At 67.5% G+C, this 18,237-nt stretch carries 16 protein-coding genes and 1 pseudogene; 9 read left to right on the top strand and 8 right to left on the bottom strand.

The annotated features are described in order from the left end of the window. Positions 1-23 precede the first annotated feature (23 nt). Genes XAN126_RS0118955 through XAN126_RS0118945 form a run of 3 tightly spaced genes read left to right on the top strand, consistent with a single transcriptional unit; the run spans position 24 to position 3,389 of the window. The gene (locus tag XAN126_RS0118955; protein WP_024280149.1) at positions 24-920 is read left to right on the top strand and encodes a branched-chain amino acid ABC transporter permease; all 897 of its coding nucleotides are present in this window, start codon (positions 24-26) and stop codon (positions 918-920) included. A gap of 10 nt (positions 921-930) precedes the next feature. Beyond that, the gene (locus tag XAN126_RS0118950; protein WP_024280148.1) at positions 931-2,685 is read left to right on the top strand and encodes a branched-chain amino acid ABC transporter ATP-binding protein/permease; all 1,755 of its coding nucleotides are present in this window, start codon (positions 931-933) and stop codon (positions 2,683-2,685) included. After that, a complete protein-coding gene (locus XAN126_RS0118945) occupies positions 2,682-3,389 on the top strand; it encodes an ABC transporter ATP-binding protein (RefSeq protein WP_024280147.1) in 708 nt (235 codons plus the stop codon). Before XAN126_RS0118950 ends, XAN126_RS0118945 begins: the two co-directional genes overlap by 4 nt. 69 nt (positions 3,390-3,458) lie before the next feature. Here the strand turns inward: XAN126_RS0118945 and XAN126_RS27290 are convergent, their stop codons facing one another. The 7 genes and pseudogenes from XAN126_RS27290 to XAN126_RS0118910 all read right to left on the bottom strand — a co-directional run bounded on the left by XAN126_RS27290 (position 3,459) and on the right by XAN126_RS0118910 (position 9,867). Then, positions 3,459-4,244, bottom strand: a complete 786-nt coding sequence (locus XAN126_RS27290; RefSeq protein ID WP_024280146.1) for a GntR family transcriptional regulator — start codon at positions 4,242-4,244, stop codon at positions 3,459-3,461. Between the two features lie 146 nt (positions 4,245-4,390). Next, on the bottom strand, positions 4,391-5,407 hold the full coding sequence (locus tag XAN126_RS0118935) for an ABC transporter substrate-binding protein (RefSeq protein ID WP_024280145.1): 1,017 nt from the start codon (positions 5,405-5,407) through the stop codon (positions 4,391-4,393). Positions 5,408-5,511: 104 nt separating this feature from the next. Then, positions 5,512-6,396: an MBL fold metallo-hydrolase gene (locus XAN126_RS0118930; protein ID WP_024280144.1), complete on the bottom strand. Its 885-nt coding sequence runs from the start codon at positions 6,394-6,396 to the stop codon at positions 5,512-5,514. 40 nt (positions 6,397-6,436) lie between these two features. After that, on the bottom strand, positions 6,437-7,336 hold the full coding sequence (locus XAN126_RS0118925) for an ABC transporter permease subunit (RefSeq protein WP_024280143.1): 900 nt from the start codon (positions 7,334-7,336) through the stop codon (positions 6,437-6,439). Further along, positions 7,329-8,132, bottom strand: coding sequence for an ABC transporter ATP-binding protein (locus XAN126_RS0118920; RefSeq protein ID WP_155982456.1), 804 nt, complete (start codon positions 8,130-8,132; stop codon positions 7,329-7,331). The genes XAN126_RS0118925 and XAN126_RS0118920 overlap by 8 nt, the downstream gene beginning before the upstream one ends. 378 nt (positions 8,133-8,510) lie before the next feature. Then, positions 8,511-8,654: pseudogene (locus XAN126_RS29165) on the bottom strand (IS3 family transposase); the annotation flags it as partial. Between the two features lie 112 nt (positions 8,655-8,766). Continuing rightward, the gene (locus tag XAN126_RS0118910) at positions 8,767-9,867 is read right to left on the bottom strand and encodes a linear amide C-N hydrolase (protein ID WP_024280141.1); all 1,101 of its coding nucleotides are present in this window, start codon (positions 9,865-9,867) and stop codon (positions 8,767-8,769) included. Positions 9,868-10,117: 250 nt separating this feature from the next. Here XAN126_RS0118910 and XAN126_RS0118905 point away from each other — a divergent pair, with 250 nt between their 5' ends. From XAN126_RS0118905 to XAN126_RS0118890, 4 genes are read left to right on the top strand one after another with little or no spacing between them, the layout of a single operon-like run. Further along, positions 10,118-10,402 (top strand): YtcA family lipoprotein, encoded by a 285-nt coding sequence (locus XAN126_RS0118905; RefSeq protein ID WP_024280140.1) that lies wholly within the window; start codon positions 10,118-10,120, stop codon positions 10,400-10,402. A gap of 3 nt (positions 10,403-10,405) precedes the next feature. Further along, positions 10,406-11,455 (top strand): multidrug transporter subunit MdtN, encoded by a 1,050-nt coding sequence (gene mdtN / locus XAN126_RS0118900; RefSeq protein ID WP_024280139.1) that lies wholly within the window; start codon positions 10,406-10,408, stop codon positions 11,453-11,455. Beyond that, positions 11,439-13,352, top strand: a complete 1,914-nt coding sequence (locus tag XAN126_RS0118895; RefSeq protein ID WP_024280138.1) for an FUSC family protein — start codon at positions 11,439-11,441, stop codon at positions 13,350-13,352. The genes mdtN and XAN126_RS0118895 overlap by 17 nt, the downstream gene beginning before the upstream one ends. A gap of 7 nt (positions 13,353-13,359) precedes the next feature. After that, positions 13,360-14,955, top strand: coding sequence for a TolC family protein (locus tag XAN126_RS0118890; protein ID WP_245272291.1), 1,596 nt, complete (start codon positions 13,360-13,362; stop codon positions 14,953-14,955). A 149-nt stretch (positions 14,956-15,104) separates the two neighbouring features. Here the strand turns inward: XAN126_RS0118890 and XAN126_RS0118885 are convergent, their stop codons facing one another. After that, entirely contained in the window at positions 15,105-15,581 is a 477-nt protein-coding gene (locus XAN126_RS0118885) for an Lrp/AsnC family transcriptional regulator (RefSeq protein WP_024280136.1), read from the bottom strand. Between the two features lie 128 nt (positions 15,582-15,709). Between XAN126_RS0118885 and alr the strand changes: the two genes are divergently transcribed. Together alr and XAN126_RS0118875 are read left to right on the top strand one after the other, a co-directional pair. Beyond that, complete coding sequence (gene alr / locus XAN126_RS0118880; RefSeq protein ID WP_024280135.1) at positions 15,710-16,849, top strand: alanine racemase; 1,140 nt, start codon at positions 15,710-15,712, stop codon at positions 16,847-16,849. Positions 16,850-16,881: 32 nt separating this feature from the next. Next, positions 16,882-18,135, top strand: a complete 1,254-nt coding sequence (locus XAN126_RS0118875; protein WP_024280134.1) for a D-amino acid dehydrogenase — start codon at positions 16,882-16,884, stop codon at positions 18,133-18,135. The last annotated feature ends 102 nt before the right edge of the window (positions 18,136-18,237 follow it).

The following is an 18,237-nucleotide window of genomic DNA, read 5'->3' as shown; positions in this document are numbered from 1 at the left end:
CCGCCCGGCCGGGGAGGGGCGTCATGACCCTCCTCAACTTCTTCCAGCTCCTCGTCAGCGGCATCGCGATGGGCGCCATCTACACGCTCACCGCCAAGGGCCTGTTCATCACCCATCTTGCCACCCACCGACTGAATTTCGGCCAGGGTGATTTCCTCATGGTGGGCGCTTTCGCCTCCATCGGCATGCTCACCGCGGGCGTTCCGGCGCCCCTCGCGGTGCTCGGCGTGCTCGTCATCATGGGCGTGCTCGGCTATCTGCTGGAGCGCTTCGCCATCCGCCCCCTGGACCGGCTCGGCGACCGCGCCGGGGCCTATTCCTGGGTGCTCACCACCGCGGGATCGGCGCTGATCCTCCAGAACATCGTCGAGCTCGGCTTCGGCAAGTCCGCGCAATATGCGCCGCCCCTGTTCTCCAAGACCCGCGACAACGTCATCAACATCTTCGGCGTCGGCATCTTCTTCGAGGAGGCGGCGATCATCATCACCGCCTTCGTCGTCGTGGGCGCCTTCTACTGGTTCCTGTTCGGCTCGCGCTGGGGCAAGGCCGTCTATGCGGTGGCGTTCAATCCGGAGGCGGCTTCCCTCTTCGGCATCGATGTGCGCGGCGTGGTGGTGCTGGTGTTCGTGCTCGCCGCGCTGATGGCCGGCATCTCGGGCGTGCTCGTCGGGCCGCTGGTGTCGGTGCATCCGCACATGGGGCTGATCTTCACCATCAAGGCTCTGGCGGTCGCGGCGGTGGGTGGCTTCACCAATCCCGTCGGGATCCTGGTCGGCGGCCTGCTGTTCGGGGTCGCGGAGGCATTTTCCAACTATTGGGACAGCGCCTTCGGCGACCTCTACCCGCTGCTCTTCGTCATGGCCCTCCTCGCTGTGCGCCCGTCCGGGCTGTTCGGCGAGCGACGTGCCGACGTGCGTTGAGGAGGCCCAGATGCATCGCATTCCCCGCCTCGCCGTCTATGGCCTTGCCGCCGCCGCCATCGCGATATTCCCGCTGGTTGCTCCGAACCCCTTCTTCGTCCATGTGGGGCAGACCTTCGCCTACACCGCCATCGCGGTGATCGGCCTCAACATCCTGCTGGGGCTCTCCGGGCAGATGTCGCTCGGTCACGGCGGCTTCTATGCCGTGGGTGCCTACGTCTCCGCCATCCTTGCCACCACCTATGGCTGGCCGCTCACCGTCTCCATGGCGATGGCGCTCGCCGCGTGCCTTGTCGTCGGGCTGCTGGTGGGGGCGGTGGCGCTCCGCACGCGGGGGCTCTACCTCGCCATGGCGACGCTCGCCTTCGGTTTTATCGTGGAGATCGTGGCCCAGCGCTGGGTGAGCGTGACCGGTGGAACCATGGGCCTTATGGGCGTGCCGCAGGTCGACTTCGGCAATTTCCGCATGGGGCCAACCTATTTCTTCTGGTTCGCCGCCGGCCTGCTGCTGCTGGTGCAGATCGCCAGCGATTACGTGTTCGGATCCTCCATCGGGCGGCGTCTCAATGCGGTGAAGGAAAGCGAATCTTTCGCCGCGACGGTCGGGCTCAATGTGCCGCTCTGGCGCATCGGCGTGTTTGCGGCCAGTGCCGCGCTGGCGGGGCTGGCGGGCGTGCTGTTCGCACATCAGAGCGGGTTCATCTCTTCCGATGCGTTCAACATCCGCCTCACGATCTCGCTGCTGATCGCCACCGTCATCGGCGGGCTTGGGCGTTCGGCGGGGCCGCTGCTCGGAACGGCGATCCTGATCGGCATCGCTGAAGCCATCGCCGCCGTCCACGACATCGGGCTCATGCTCTATGGCGGCATCCTGCTGGTGGTGCTGCTCCTCTTCCCCGAAGGCGCCATCGGCCTGTTCGGCCGGCGGCGGGCGAAGAGCGGCGTCGCGGCGGATGCGGTTTCGGCCTTCCTTCCGGCCCTTGCTGCACGCGGCCGGGCTGCCGAGCGGCTCGACGTGGAGGGCGTGACCAAGAGCTATGCGGGCGTCGTGGCGCTGCGCGACGCAACGCTCTCGGTCGAGCCCGGCACGGTCCATGCGCTGATCGGCCCGAATGGGGCCGGCAAGTCCACCTTCATCAACGTGGTGGCGGGCCTCTATGCGCCCACTGCCGGCCGCATCCTGATCGACGGTACGGACGTGACCCAACTGCCGGCGCATCGCCGCGCGCGCCTCGGGCTGGTGCGCACCTTCCAGAACCTTCAGCTCATCCAGGGCGTGAGCGTGCTGGAGAACGTGATGCTGGGGATGGAGCGCCGCCGAGGCCTCCTTGCCGACGTGCTCGATTTTCTCGGTGGCAGGGGCCATGAGGCCCGCGAACGGGCGGAGGCCGCCTCCATCCTCGCCTTCCTCGGCATCGGCACCCTTGCGGACATGAAGCCCAAGGACTTGTCCTATGGGCACCGCAAGCTGGTGGAGCTGGCCCGCGCCATCGCCCAGAAGCCCGCCATCCTGCTGTTGGACGAGCCGGTGGCGGGCGTGAACCCGCAGGAGGCGCGGGAGGTGGCGCGCATCGTCGGAAAGCTCCGGGACGCCGGCATCAGCGTGCTGCTGGTGGAGCACAACATGGAGTTCGTGATGGGCCTTGCCGATCGCGTCACCGTGCTCGATTTCGGCAACCGGATTGCCTGCGGCACGCCGGCTGAGGTGCAGAAGGACCCCAACGTCATTCGCGCCTATCTCGGCGCCGTGGAGGATGCGGCATGATCGAGGTCGATCACATCGCTGTCGCCATCGGGCCGGTGGGCATCCTGCATGACGTGTCGCTCCGCCTCGCGCCCGGCCGCCTGGTCACGGTGATCGGCGCCAACGGCGCGGGCAAGACCACGCTGCTGCGCACGCTCTCCAATATCGTCAGCCCGCGCTCGGGAACCATCCGCTTCGGCGGCAAGCCGAGCGCCGGCATCAAGCCTCATCTTCTGGCGCGCGCGGGACTGGTGCATGTGCCTCAGGGGCGCCAGATCGTTCCCGGCCTGACGGTGGGCGACAATCTGGTGATCGGCGCCGACCGCGTGGCCGGTCTCGACGCCGACACCATTGCGCAGGGGCTGGAGCGGGAGTTCGCGCGCTTCCCCGTACTGAAGGAGCGCCAGCACATCCTCGGCGGCAACCTCTCCGGCGGCGAGCAGCAGATGCTCGCGGTGAGCCGGGCGCTGATGATGCGGCCGAAGGTGCTGCTGCTGGACGAGCCGTCCCTCGGGCTCGCGCCGCAGGTGGTAACGACCATCCTCAAGGCGCTGCGGAACCTTGCCGACGATGGTCTCGCCGTGCTGCTGGTGGAGCAACTCGCCCTGCTCGCGCTCGATACGGCAGACGAGGCCCATGTGCTGCAGCGCGGGCGCGTCGCCCTCAGCGGACCGGCCCAAGAACTGCGCCGCGACCGGGCGGTGATCGAGAGTTATCTGGGATAGCTCCCGATCTCCGCCTTTGCCGGTCACAGGACGCCGCCGCCGCGTCTCCCCCCTCGCCTGAGGGAGCTTTCACGCGGACCGGGGCGCCTGGCTGTCGATGCGCATGAAGAACTGGGTGCGCGGGACGAAGATGCGCTGGAACGAGCCGTAATGCGCCGGGCTCGCCGAGCTGAAGATTTCCACCACCATGCCGATGGTCTTGGCTTCCACTCCGATCTTGGAGCAGATGTCGCGCGGCAGCGGCTCGATGCGGATGTCATACGTCATGCGCTGGACCGTCAGGTTCAGCTCACGGCGCAGATTGACGCCTTCCAGTGCCGTCCGCTTGTCCTTGCGCGCCTGGTCATAAACCCGCGCATCGATGATGAACTGGCTGTAGACGAGGAATTCGTGGCCGATGTCGACGATGCGGTCAATCTCGACCACTTCGTCTTCCACCCACTGCATGTGCATGTTCCAGGAACCGCGGCTCCTGTGCCGGTGAATGCGGTCCACCTGGGGAAATACGGGGAAAAAGTTCTCGCGCCGCTCGTCGCTGAAGAGGAAGTGCCAGACCGTGTCCACCTGGCGCGGCTCGCGATTGACGAAGCTGCCGGCCCGCCCCTGCTTGCGGTCCACCGCCCCATCCTGCACCAACTCGCGATAGGCCTTCTGCACCGTGCCGAGACTGAGCCCGGTGGCGAGCGCCAGATCCTTCTCCGGTGGCAGGCGGTCACCAAGGCTCCAGTATCCCTCGCGAATTCCCGCCAGCACCGCATCCCGCAGCTGGAGGTATTTGGGGGACTGGCCGGGGTCCTTCGGCGCAAAGCGGCGCCAGAAGTCGTGGCCCGCCTGGGACGCCGGAGCCTTGGTCACGGCATCTGCCTTGTCGTGCGTCGCACGCGGAACCCGAGGCTTTGTCATGGGAGATTCCGAACGCAGGTGAGAGGGCGGTGGTACTGACATTCCCCCAAGGAGGCAAGGCGCCGGCACTTGGCGTGTCCGGTGCCCGCCACGAGGGGTCAATCGCCGGGCAGATCATGGACGTTGCTGAAGAATACGTCTTTCCAGGAGGTCGGCAGGTTCTTCAGCAAGCCGGTCTTGTGCATGTATTGCGCGAAGACCATCACCTTCCGGGGCGTCGGCGAAAAGGTCATCATGTTCGGATCATTGAGGATCGCCACGATCTCGGCCACCGACAGCTTCGAATTGTCGAACCGCTTGAACGCCTCCGCCGCCGCGGTCTTGTCGGCGGCGATGAGGCCCATCGCCTCGGTCAGCGCCGCATAGGTCGCGGCGTAGAGCTTGGGATTCGCCGCCCGCCACTTGTCATTGGCATAGGCGGTGATCAGCGTGTTGGCGCCGCCGGTGACGTCATAGGAGCTGAGGATGGTGCGCACGTTCGGATTGGCGAGCTCCATCTGGATGAAGGGCACAGTCGTCACATGCGTCCTGGCGACGGCCCCGCCCGAGAGCAGCGCGGCGACGCCGTCGGGATGGGACATCGTGATGGCCAGCGTGTCGAACTTGTTGCGCTGGTCGAAGCCGAAGGCCTGAGCGGTGGCCATCTCCAGGATCAGCGCATGCTGCGTGCCCTTGCCGGCGGCCATGGCGATCCGGTCGGTGGGCTTGAAGTCCTTGATGGACGTGATCGCGGGATCGATGGTGTTGAAATAGATCGGGGAATCGCAGATCGCCATCATCCCCTTCACGGGGGCGAACTTCACCGTCTTGTCCCACAGATTGAGCATCACCGACGTGCCGGCCATGGCGATGTCGGCATTGCCGGAGATCAGCGCATCGGTGATGGCCGGGCCGCTGGTCAGCTGCGTGTAGACCACCTTGGCATCGGGCAGGCCGAGGGCCGTCGCATGCTTTTCGATCAGCTTGTTTTCCGCCGCGACGATCATGGGCAAATAGCACAGGCCGAGACCGCTCACGACACGCACCTCGGCCGCCGCGGCGGGCCTCGCGAGGGGCGGGGCGATGCTGGCGGCAAGAGCGACGGCCAATGCGGCCAGCCGGGCAAAATGTTTCATCTGGATCCCCTCATTGTCTGGAAGGTTCCGCGCCAGTTCGGCGTCTCGTTTTGCGATCGATGAAATGCGACGCCCGCAGGCGCCGCGTTCCCATTTTCAACGTCTCAGAGCAGGCGGTCGTTCTGCGGTCCCTTGAGCGGGATTTCCATGAGATCCTCGCCGAAGAAGATGTTGCCGCCATAGACACGCGAGATGTCGGCGACCACACGCTCCCTGAGGCCGGGCCGGTCGAACTGCTCGGTGATGTGGGTGAGCACAAGGTTCTTCACCCGGGCATCGCGCGCCAGCTCCGCCAGTTCCATATGCCCCATGCAGCTGTGCGAAAAATCCGGGCTGTAATTGGTGCCCGAGAGGTAATGGCACATGTGCACCAGCACGTCGCAATCCCTTGCCAGCACGTGCATGCTCTCCGCCGGCCCGCTGTCGCCGGAATAGACGAAGACGCCTTCGGGCGTCGTCAGGCGGTAGCCGAGGGTCACGAGGAAGGGCTGGAAGTGGTTCACCTGATCCGTCTCCAGCGTCCAGCCATCCCCCTTGATGACGTCGCCGGGCGAAAGTGTCGTGACCTCGGGGGCAGGGCGCGGCCGGGGCAGGGTGCCGCCGCGGGCCTTGAACAGATCGAGGCTCGAACCGTGCGACGTACGCGCCACCAGATCCGCATTGTACACGCCATCGAGCCCGAACAGGCGCTCGGTGATGTCGGCGATGGGCGCCGGCCCGAACACCTTGAGCTCGGGAATGCGGTCGGCGCCCTGGTCCCAGCGCGTCAGCAGCAGGCGGCCATAGTCGCCGCAATGGTCATAGTGCAGGTGGGAGAAGAAGAGGTGGGTCACCTTGGTCGCGGGGATACCCAGCTCCAGCAGGCGATGATGGGCGCCGAAGCCGTGGTCCATGACGATCACGTCGTTGCCGGTCTCGATCACATAGCCGGAGGACATGCGGCGCAGGGACGGCGTGGGCGTGCCTGTGCCGAGAAGGCGAATACGCATGGGGCTGCTCTTTTCCTTGGGTTGTATGTGCAGGGTGAGGTCAGCCGCGGCTCATGCCCCAGCGGCGGATGGTGCGGGCCTCGATGGTGCGGAAGATGAGTCCTTCCACCAGCAGGCCGATGATGATGACGCAGGTGAGCCCGGCGAAGACCTGATCCGTCTCCAGCTGGTTGCGTTTCTCGAACAGGAACCAGCCGAGGCCACCGGAGCGCGAGGACACGCCGAACACCAGCTCCGCCGCGATCAGCGTGCGCCAGGCGAAGGCCCAGCCGATCTTCAATCCGGAGAGGATCGAGGGGAATGCGGCCGGGATCAGGATCAGCGCCACGTAGCGCACGCCGCGCAGGCCGTAGTTCTGGCCGGCCAGCCGCTGGGTTTCGGAGACGCCCAGAAAGCCCGTCAGCGTGTTGAGGGCCACCGCCCAAAGCACGGAATGCACGATGACGAAGACGAGGCTCGGAATACCAAGTCCGAACCACAGCAGCGCCAGCGGCAGGAGGGCGATGGCGGGCAGGGGATTGAACATGGCGGTCAGGGTCGCCAGAAGGTCGGCGCCCAGCCGCGAGGAGACGGCGAAGGTGGTCAGCATGGCCGCAAGGGCGATGCCGATGGCATAGCCCGTCATGAGCACCTGGAGCGTGGCGCCGATACGCTGGAGCAGGACGCCGTGGATGAGGCCATCCCACAAGGCGCGCAGGGTATCCGTCAGCGTGGGGAACATCAGCGGGTTGGAGAGCCAGATGGCATAGACCTGCCAGGCCACCATCAGCGCCACGACGATGGCACCGCGCCTGACCCCCTCCATGTTCGCGAGGTGCTCCCAGAGCGAGAGCGGGCGCTCGATCTCGGCCGCATCGCTCACGGGGGGCGTCGTCCGCTCGAATTCCGGCCGGATCGGCGGAGACAGCCGGGCGACCGGCAAGGGGGTGATTTCAGCCATGGTGCCCCTCGGCGAAAAGCATGGTGTTGATCTTCTGGGACAGGGCCATGAAATCGCTGCCGCCCTGATGGTCGTGCCCGTATTGGTGGGCGTTCAGCTCCGCCTTTACCTGGCCGGGATGGGGCGAGAGCACGAGGATGCGCGAGCCGACCACGATCGCCTCCTCGATGGAGTGGGTGACGAACAGGACGGTGAAGCGGGTGTCGTCCCAAAGCTGCAGCAGTTCGTCCTGCATCTGGCGGCGCGTCAGGGCGTCGAGGGCGGCGAAGGGCTCGTCCATCAGGAGGATGGCGGGCTCCATGGCCATGGCACGGGCGATGGCCACGCGCTGCTTCATGCCGCCGGACAGCATGTGCGGATAGGCATCCGCGAACTTGCCGAGCTTGACCTTCGTGATGCTGGCCATGGCCCGCGCGCGAGCTTCGGCGCGGGGAAAGCGGCGGCTCACCAGGATGGGGAACATCACGTTCTCCAGCACGGTCTTCCAGGGCATCAGCTGGTCGAAGTCCTGGAACACCATCATGCGGTCGGGGCCGGCGCCGTCGATCATCTGGCCGTTCAGCCGCATGAAGCCCGCCACCGGTTTCAAGAAGCCGGCGACGCCTTTCAGCAGGGTGGACTTGCCACAGCCGGAAGGGCCGAGCAGCACGAAGCGGTCGGCCGGATAGACTTCGAAGCTCACGTCGCGGGTGGCCGTGACGAGCAGATCGCGGGTCTTGTACTGGAGCGTGACCCCGGACACCTCCAGCAATGGCCTCGTTTGTGAAGGCGGATACGTCTGGTCTTTCGGATGCATGGCGGCAGCGTTCATCGGCCCCCTCGTTGTTCCGGCTCTGGTTTCGCCTTCGACAGTGTCCGAACGGGACGCCGCGCGGCGAATTGCATTTGTGATATGTAGTGAAAGATAAAATGCTATATAGTATATTGTCAAGCGAGCTGTAGCGGCGCCCGAATGGCGCGGAACGGCCGCGGTGCCGGCGGATGGTTCCATTCGCCCAGGGCGTTACCGGGCGTGGAAGGCGCGCCGGCAGGCCATCCGTTCTCCGAGGCCGAGGTGCGCAGCCGGGCGGAATTCGGGCGCATGGGGATCAAGTGGACTCCCGCGTCGCCGTGCCGGCAAAAGGCGGGCCATGTCCTCATTGTCGAGCGGCTTGATGGACCTCGGCCTTGTGTGGCCGTTGATCGTCTCGGCGCAAGCAATGTCATAGCTGTCACCGACGCTGCCGCCGGCGGGCGTGATGCCCGCCTTCGCAAGGCGCTGGGTGTCGCGGATGCTCACCTGTCGCGAGCTGCGGTTGCCATGACGCACCGGGCCGCCGCGATGAGCGGGGCGGTTCGCGCCGGCGCATCCCGCCGACGATGGTGGGAAAAGCGGCGGGCTGGAACCAGCACTGATACCACGCCGGCCGCCTGTTTGCTCGCGGACCGGACTACGCGTCCTTGAGTGCCCCGGTGGCATCCGCCGGAAGCCCGCTCAGCCGGCGCAGCGGGATGACCTTCGGGGCGTCCACGCCCGCGAGCGCGCCGAGGTCGAGGCGCGTGTAGTTCATGCCGGCGTAGTCGCGCACGAAGAACAGCCGCCGGCCAAGGTCCGAAAGGCTGGTCCAGCAGGTAAATTCCGTGGCGTAGGGGTGGGCCCCATCGTCCTTGAGGCCAGCCACCTCCATATGGCCGCCGCCGGAAGAATCGATCGAGACGCCACGCGGCCGATCGAAATTGTTCATCATGTGGGCGAGCGCGCAGACCGCGGCATCGGGCGTGTCGGCCCTTTCGGCGAACTGGGTATAATAGACGGCCCGCACGAAGCGCCCGACCGAGGTGCTCGACGAGGGGAGACCGGCCGTGGCAATGCCGGAATCCGGCTGGCGCGCCTCGTAGCCGCCGAAGGTGGCGGCCGAGCGATCGACGTTGCTGAGGAAGGTGTAGTTGTCGAGATTGGTCAGGTGCCAGTCGAAGCGGGGACCGTTCGTCATCACCCCGACGGGGTTGTCGTAGAGCTGCATCTCGCCCTTGTGGAACTCGATCACGAGCGAGGCGCCCGAAGCATCGTTCACCACATAATGGAAGGGCGAGACCGCCCCCTGCAGAATGGACAGGGCCTCCAGGACGACCGGCTGCGTGTCGAGCGCCGCCTTCACCTCCGCGACGCACGCGAACCGGCCCAGCACCCAGCTGCCGAGGTCGGAGGCGGCGAGCACGGCGCGCGTCATCTCCACCGCCTGCCCCCGGCCCGCGGCGGACGGGTAGGACAGCACGCTGAAGGTGACGCCCTTGTCGTTCAACCCCTCGATGACCTTCAGGTCCGCGATGCCGAGCGGCGCCTCCGGTGTCGGCAACCGCCAGGGCATGGTGATGGCAAGAAAGGCATGATCAAGCTGATAGGCGAGAGACGGATGGCCGGAGACCTCCGAACTCACCGAAAAGCCGGCCGGGAAGTAGGCCAGCTCGTACGGCAGCTCGACGGTCAGCTCGAGCGTACGGCCGAGGTACTTCCGCCCGGCTGAGTCGCTGTAGACGAGCGCTGTGCACATGCCGGCGTTTCCCCCGAAACTGAAGCCTCGCACCGCGCGGGGCACGACATTTGGTGGCATATTTCGTGCCGCGCGCAAAGGCCGCGTACAACCGCGCTTCGACGTCTTTGCCGTTTGATTTACAGTTAACCGTTTGTTAAGACTTGAAGATGGGACGACGCACGGGAATACCGCCTTGAGGCGACCTCCATCCCTGTGCGGGTTCAACGGTGGAGGATCGTCCCGAGTGTCCCATCGATTGATCCGCGATATGGGCAGGGGCATCGGCGGCATGAAAAGCCTCCCCGTCACCGTCGTCATGGCCATGGCGCTCGGCGGCTGCGTGCCGGCTGGCGCGCCGTCCATTCCCTTTTTCGGCGCCTACTTTCCGTCCTGGCTGTTGTGCGCCGTCATCGGAATCATCGGCGCGCTGCTGGTGCGGGTGGTGCTGGTCCGCCTGGGCATCGACGACGTCATTCCGGCGCGTCTTGCCGTCTATGTCTGCGTGGCGGCGGGCATCGGCTTCCTGGTCTCGATTGTCAGCTTCGGGCGGTAGGTCGTGGAAGAGTCGGAGCAGGCCCATCCCCGGCGCGCGGTCGGTGTCGTCGTCAGCCTCGTCGCGGTGGCGGCAGCGGTGGTGTTCGGCTGGCGCTATGTCCGCAATGCCGAACTCAATCCCCTCTCCCAGGACGCGGTCGTCACCGCCGATACGGTCAACGTCGCGCCCGCCGTTCCGGGGCGCATCGCGCGGATCGAGGCGAAGGACAATGGCAGCGTAGGCAAGGACGCGCTCCTGTTTGCGCTCGATGCCACCTCCTACAAGCTGCAAGCCGACCAGGCTGCCGCGGACCTCAGGATCGCTGAGGCGGCGCTGGCGGACCGGGAGCGCGCCGTGTCGGCCGCGCGCTCCAACGCCGTGATCGCGCAGGAGCAGGTGGCGCGCGCCCGCTCCAACCTGGATCTCGCCAGCCAGACTCTTTCGCGGCTGGAGGCGCTCAGGCCCAAGGGCTATGTGAGCGCCCAGCAGGTGGACGACGCGGCCACCGCCAAGCGAGACGCCGAAATCTCCCTCCGGCAGGCCCTGCACCAGCAGGCGGCGGCCGACGCCCTGGTGAGCGACGCGGCAGCCGCCGCGGCCCTGGTGGACGCGCGACGGGCGGCGCTGGGGCTGGCGCAGAGGGCGCTCGCCGATACCGATATCCGCGCGCCGTTCGACGGCAAGGTGGTGGGCCTCGCCGTATCACCGGGCGAGTTCGTCATCTCCGGTCAGTCGATTTTCACCCTCATCAACACCGGCGCATGGTACGTCTCCGCCGCCTTCCTCGAAACCGAGCTGCCACGGATCGCTCCCGGCGATTGCGCCACCGTCTATGCGCTGGCGGACCGCGACCGGCCCATCAGCGGCCGGGTGGAGGGGATTGGCTGGGGCGTCGCGTCGGAGGAGCTCATCAAGCTGCCGCGGACGATGCCCATCGTGCCGAAGTCGCTGGACTGGGTGCGTGTCGCCCAGCGTTTCCCGGTGCGCATCCGCCTCATTGATCCGCCCGAAGGCCTCATGCGCATCGGAGCCTCCGCCACTGCGACGGTGCACCATGGCAGCCGCTGCTGACCGGCCGTGGCCGGCCATGGCGCGCCAGGCATGGCGCGATCTGCTGCCCTTTCCGGGCCGCTTCGGACTGGCATGGCGCGTGGCGCTGCTGTGCGCGCTCGTGGCTGCCGTGGCGATGCTCTACAAGGTGCCGGAAGCCGCTATCGGCTGCTATCTCGTGATCTTTATCGCGCGGCCCGACGGAGCGGAGTGCATCGGGCAGGGCATCGGCCTTATCATTCTCGCCGGCGTCGTCGTGCTCGCCATGGCCCCCCTGATCGCGGCGACGGCTGACAATCCGATGCTGCGCATCGCGATCCTGGCGCTCCTCTCCTTCGTCTTCGTGTTCCTCGGCGCGGCCTCGCAACTGGGCGAGATCGGCTCCATCATCGGCCTCGTCATCGCCTTCGTACTGACCCTTGTGGACCAGCTTCCGGCGGGCGAGATCGCGACGCGCGGCCTGCTCTATGCCTGGCAGATGGCAGCCATGCCGATGGCGCTGATGATCGTCTTCAACATCGTGCTCGGCACCCCACCCCACCGCCTGCTGCGCCGGACGGTGGCGGAACGCCTGCTGGCCGCCGCCGATGCCCTGGCGCTGTCGCCGGCCGCAGCACCGGGACGGCTCGCGGCGCCCCTCGCCGAAGGCATCGGCGCCGACGGCCAGAAAGTGATGCTGGCCCGCCTGTTCCACACTGCTCCCTCCGCCGAGGTGACGTGGTTGTCGGGGGCCGCGCGCACCAGCTACCAGCTGCTGCTCGCCGTCGCCGCCCTGCCGGCCGGGATGGCGGAAGGGACGCGCGCTCACCTCGCCGATCACTGCCGCAAGGCCGCCGGGCACGTCAGCGCGGGCCGTCGACCCGAGGCACCGCAGACGGATGCCGCGCCCGAGAGCGAGACCCCGGTGGACCCGACGCCGGTGTCCGCCGCCCAAGCCGCCGTCACTGCGGCGCTCGCCGGCCTCGCCCGGGCGGACGGCGGCACCCGCGCGGTGGCACCCAAGCCCCCCTTCCTCGCGGTCGACGCCTTCACCAATCCCGACTACCAGCGCTATGCCCTGAAGACGACGGCGGCGGCGATCATCTGCTACCTGACCTACTCGCTGATCGGCTGGCAGGGCATCCACACCGCGATGATCACCTGCTACGTGGCGGCCCTCGGAACGACGGCGGAGACCGTCCACAAGCTGGCGCTGCGCATCTCCGGATGCCTCCTCGGTGCCGGGCTGGGCTTCTTTTCCATCCTGTTCGTCATCCCCCACCTGGAGTCGGTGGGCGGGCTGATGGTGCTGGTTTTCCTCGGTATCCTCCCGGCGGCCTGGATCTCGTCGGGCAACGAGCGCATCTCATACGCCGGCGTGCAGGTTGGGCTCGCCTTCCTGCTGACCATCCTCAACGGGTTCGCACCGAGCCTGGACATGTCGGCGGGGCGGGATCGCATCGTCGGCATCCTGCTCGGCAATCTCGTAGTCTATCTCATCTTCACCGGCATCTGGCCGAAGAGCGCCGTCCTCGACGTCCGGGCTCGGCTGTCACGTGCTCTCGACGCACTCGCGCGGCTCGCGGCGCGGGAGCCTGCGGAGCGCGCGCTGGCGATGGACGACGCGTCTCTCGTGGAGACCGAGGCGGAGAAGGCGCGGCAGCAACTGCTGCTGCTGCCGTTCGAGCCGGCGTTGCAGCGCCCGACGCGGATGAGGATCGCGCGTCTCGACGCACTGATCGCGGACGTGCGCGCGGCGCTGCCGGTTCTCCTCTTCGCCGGAGCGCCCTCGCCGGAGATCACGGCGCACTTCGCCCGCGCCGCGGAAGAGGTCGCCCAGGGCAGCGGCGGGGACCTGCCCGACATGAGCGAGGCAGACGGCGATCCCGGCGTGCTCGCGGCGCTCGTGCGTCGCATCGAACGGCTGGCGGCAGGGTGACGGAATGATGCGTCAGCCACCTCGCCCACAGCCAACGGCCCTCAAGGATATCGCGCGCCACGCGCTCCTGATGCTGGCGTGCATGCTGCTGGCGGCCTGCGCCCTCAACGCGCTCGACAGCGCGCCGGCCGATCCCTCGCAGCCCTGGACACCCAGGCAGGCCGAGGCGCCGGCATCCGCACCCGTGGCGGACGACAGACAAACGGCCACGGGCACGGGAGCGACTTCGGCATTTACAACACCGGCGCCGAATTTCGCCGAGCCCCCCGAGCCCGCCGCAGCGCTGCTGAAGCCGACGCCCGCCATCTCGCCGGACAGGACCTACGGCCTCGCCGAGCTGATCGATCTCGCCCAGAGCCAGAACGCCGCCACCCGCATCGCCTGGCAGCAGGCCCGGCAGGCGGCGCTGGCGGCGGGCATGGTGGAGGCGACCTATGTGCCGCTCATCACCGCCAACGTGATCGGCGGCTACCAGAGCTTCACCAATCCGCTGCCCCTCACCATAGGTAATGTCAATCAGGTGCAGAGCTCGGTTTCCGGGCTGTCGCCCCAGGTGGCGCTGCAGTGGCTCGTCTTCGACTTCGGCCAGCGCAGCGCGCTGCACCAGACGGCGAAGGAAAATTCCAACGCCGCCAACGTGCTGTTCAACGGCGTCCATCAGAAGATCATCTACGATGTCACGCGCAGCTATTTCCTCTACGGGGCCGCGCGCAGCCGGGTCGACGCCGCCACCCAGACCCTCGCCAACAGCCGCGACATTCTCGATGCGGCGGAGGCGCGGCTGAAGAACGGCATCGGGAACACGGTGGAGGTGGCGCAGGCGCGCCAGCAGATGGCGCAGTCGCGCTTTGCCCTCGTGCAGGCCGAGGGTGGCGAGCGGGATGCCTATCAGGTGCTGCTCGGTGCCGTGGGGGTGAGCCCGGTCACGCAGATCCGGGTGCGGCCGGCGACTGGGCGCAGCCTGCCCGAGAGCATCGGGACACCGACGGAGAAGATGATCGAGGCCGCCCTTGCCCGCCGGCCGGACGTGCTCGCCTCCTTCTCGGCGATGAAGGCGAGCCAGTCGGGCATCGCCGCGGCGCAGGCGGAATTCCTGCCCAAGGTTTATCTCAGCGCCGTGGCCGCCACCGGCAATACCAGCCTCTCGGCGTCCGGGTTGCCGAACATCGGGCAGATCTCCTCTGCGTCAGGCGTGATGGTCGGGGCGACCGTGCCCATCTTCGACGGCGGGCTCAGGGCGGCGCAGGTGCAGAATGCGCAGTCCCTCGCCGCGGCGACCGAAGCGGGCTTCGAGAAGGTGCGGGACGCGGCCGCCCGCGAGATCGTCGCCAGCGCCAATACGCTGCGCTCGGCGCTCGCCTCCTACCGCGCAGCAAGCGCCCTCGCGGACGCGGCAGCCGTCACCTACGACGCGGCGCTCTCCGCCTACAAGGCGGGGGTGGGCAACATATCGGTGGCCACGGCTGCGGACAGCGGTCTGCTCGTTGCCCGCCAGGCCCGCTCGGATGCCCACGCCGCCTCTCTGGCAGCGGCAGCCAACCTCGCCTTCGTCCTTGGCGCCATGACGTCGCGTGATGTCCCCATGGGATTGGTGGCGCGGTAACACCGCTCTGCCCCGACTTGCGTCGCCGGATCCGGCCTGGACGAGCGGCGACATGCGCGCCTGTCATCCCACATGCCCTGATGAGGGCACGTTGCCATGGACGACCACGCCGCTCGCCACACCTGAGCGCGGGCGTTGCAGGGGCGTTCTCAGGCGGTTCCGCTGCGCCGAGGACGAGCGCGGGTGGCGAGCACGTTGCGGATGGCGAAGCTGGAATGGATGCGCAGCACGCCCGGCAGGGTGGAGAGAATATCCGTATGCACGCGCTCGAAATCGCCGGCGGTCTCCACTTCGACCCGCAGACGATAATCGGCGCCCCCGGTCATCAGGTAACACTCCCGGATCTCCGGATATTTGCGCACGGCGCTCTCGAACCGGCGCAGGAAGTCTTCCGTCTGCCGTTCGAGGGTAATGTCCACCATCACCGACATGCCGGCGTCCGGAGAGGTGCGGTCGACGATGGCCGTGTAGCCCTTGATGGCGCCACTGGTTTCCAGAAGGCGGATACGCCGCAGGCAGGAGGACGGCGAGAGGCCGACCTCCGCCGCAAGGTCCGTGGTGCTGATGCGCGCGTTCAGCAGCAGCTGGCGGATGATGGCATGGTCGATGGCGTCCAGACTGCGCATGCGTGATTCTTCGAATTCATGCCAAAATGTTGCGTTGATACGATCATATCGCAGCTATCGCGCTCATAAAGCCCGGATTGTGCGCAGTCCTTGCGCTAGCCTTGTAGGCGGTCGCAAGAGGGCGGACGATGCATGGCACGATCTCACAGTTCGACACGAGCGCAGCCGCCGGTGGCGTGCTGACCATCGATTGCGGAGCTTTGGCGGACAACTACCGCCGCCTGCGTACGCAGGTGGCGCCCGCGCGGGCCGCGGCGGTGGTGAAGGCGAATGCCTATGGCCTCGGTGCGTTCGATGTGGTCCCCGAGCTGATCGCCGCCGGCTGCCGGGATTTCTTCGTCGCCCATCTGGGTGAAGCGCTGGAGCTGCTGCCCGCGGTGCGCGGTGAGCATGGCGCGCGAGGCTTCGCCCAGCCCCGGCTTTATGTGCTGAACGGCCTCATGCCCGGTTCCGAGGGGGCGTGCGCGGCGGCTGGCATCGTTCCGGTCATCAACAGCCTCGACCAGTTGGCGCGCTGGGCGCGGACAGCGGCGGCGCGGGGCGAAAAGCTGCCCGCCGTGCTGCAGTTCGACAGCGGCATGTCCCGCCTCGGCATGGCGCCCGAGGAGGCTGGTGTCATTGTCCGCGAAGGCCTCGCGGAGGGCCTCGACATCCTTGCCATCATGAGCCATCTCGCCAGTGCGGACGAGCCGCACAATCCGCAGAATGACGACCAGCTGCGGGTCCTGCGGACCATCGCGGCGGCGTTTCCCGATGCGCTGGTGTCCTTCGCCAATTCCGGCGGCGCGTTTCTCGGCGCGGACTATCACGGTGCGCTGGCACGGCCGGGCATCGCGCTCTATGGCGGCGCGCCCACGGCGGCCGGCAAGAACCCCATGCGTCGGGTGGTACGGCTCGATATTCGGGTGATCCAGACCCGGACCGTGCCGGCCGGTGCCCGCATCGGCTATGGTGGCGCCTTCGTGGCACCGGCCACCATGCGTCTTGCCACCCTCGCGGTGGGCTATGCGGACGGCCTGCCGCGCTGCCTCGGCAACCGGGGCGCGGCGTGGTTCGAGGGGGTGCGCCTGCCCATGGTCGGCCGCGTTTCCATGGACAGCCTCATCGTCGATGCGACCGCCTTGCCGGAAGGCGCGCTGGCCGAGGGCGCGCTGGTGGAGCTGATCGGCCCCCATCAGAGCCTCGAGGATCTCGCCGCCGCCGCAGACACCATCTCCTACGAGCTGCTCACCCAGCTCGGCCGCCGCTATCACCGCCGCTATCGCTGACGGCGCGCCAACACATCGCAAAGAGAACTCACATGAACATCGTCGTGCTCGGAGCCGGCGTCATCGGCGTCACCTCCGCCTATTATCTCGCGAAGGCCGGCCATTCGGTCACGGTCATCGACCGCCAGCCGGGACCGGCGCTGGAGACGAGCTTCGCCAATGCCGGCGAGGTCTCACCCGGCTATTCCTCGCCCTGGGCCGCGCCCGGCGTGCCGATGAAGGCGATGAAGTGGCTGTTCATGAAGCACGCGCCGCTGATCCTGCATCCCACCGCCGATGCCGCCACGTGGCGCTGGATGCTGGCCCTGCTCCGCAACTGCACCGCCGAACGCTACAAGGTGAACAAGGGTCGCATGGTGCGCCTCGCGGAATACAGCCGCGATCGCCTCGCCGACCTGCGGGCCGAGACCGGCATCCGCTATGACGAGCGCATGCAGGGCACTCTGCAAGTGTTCCGCAGGCAAAAGCAGATCGATGCCATCGCCAAGGACATCGAGGTACTGCGTGCCGACGGCGTGCCGTTCGAGGTGCTGGACCGTGCCGGCTGCATCGCCGCCGAGCCGGGGCTGGGTGAGGCGGCGGAGCGCATCGTCGGCGGCCTCCGCCTGCCGGGCGACGAGACCGGCGACTGCTTCAAGTTCACCGAGGCTCTGGCGGATTTGTGCCGGGGGCTGGGCGTCACCTTCCGCTTCGGCGTGGACATCCGCGGGCTGAAGCGCGCGTCGGGCAAAGTGACGGCGGTCGAGACCGGAACGGGCGACATTGCCGGCGATCTCTTCATCGCCGCGCTGGGCAGCTATACGCCGGCGCTGCTGGCGCCGCTCGGACTCCGGCTGCCCATCTATCCCGTGAAGGGCTATTCCATCACCATGCCGGTCGTGGACGAAGCCCGCGCGCCCATCTCCACCGTGATGGACGAGACCTTCAAGGTGGCCATCACCCGCCTCGGCTCCCGCATTCGTGTGGGCGGCATGGCGGAGATCGCCGGTTTCAACCGCGACCTTCACGACGCGCGCCGCGGCACCCTGCTGCATTCGGTAGGCGACCTGTTCGCCGGGGCCGCGGATACGCGGGAGGTCAATTTCTGGACCGGCCTGCGGCCCATGACGCCTGACGGCACGCCGATCATCGGTGCCACCTCCTGCTCGAACCTTTACATCAACGCTGGCCATGGCACGCTCGGCTGGACCATGGCGTGCGGCTCGGGCGCGGTGCTGGCGGATCTGATCGACGGCCGCCGTCCCGCCATCGAGGCCGGCGACCTCGCCCTTTCGCGCTACGCCTGAGGCGGGGGCGCGAGCCGCCTGTCGCCGCGTATGCCGGAGCGCCTCCGGGCCGGCTCCGGCGGGAAAATCCCCGTAGGTCGCACCTCCGCCGTCAGGCCCGTC

Origin of the sequence: Xanthobacter sp. 126, from assembly GCF_000526175.1 — a bacterium.
Classification (GTDB): domain Bacteria; phylum Pseudomonadota; class Alphaproteobacteria; order Rhizobiales; family Xanthobacteraceae; genus Xanthobacter; species Xanthobacter aminoxidans.
The sequence above is the reverse complement of the archived record's forward strand: the minus strand, read 5'-3'. Positions and strand labels throughout refer to the sequence as shown.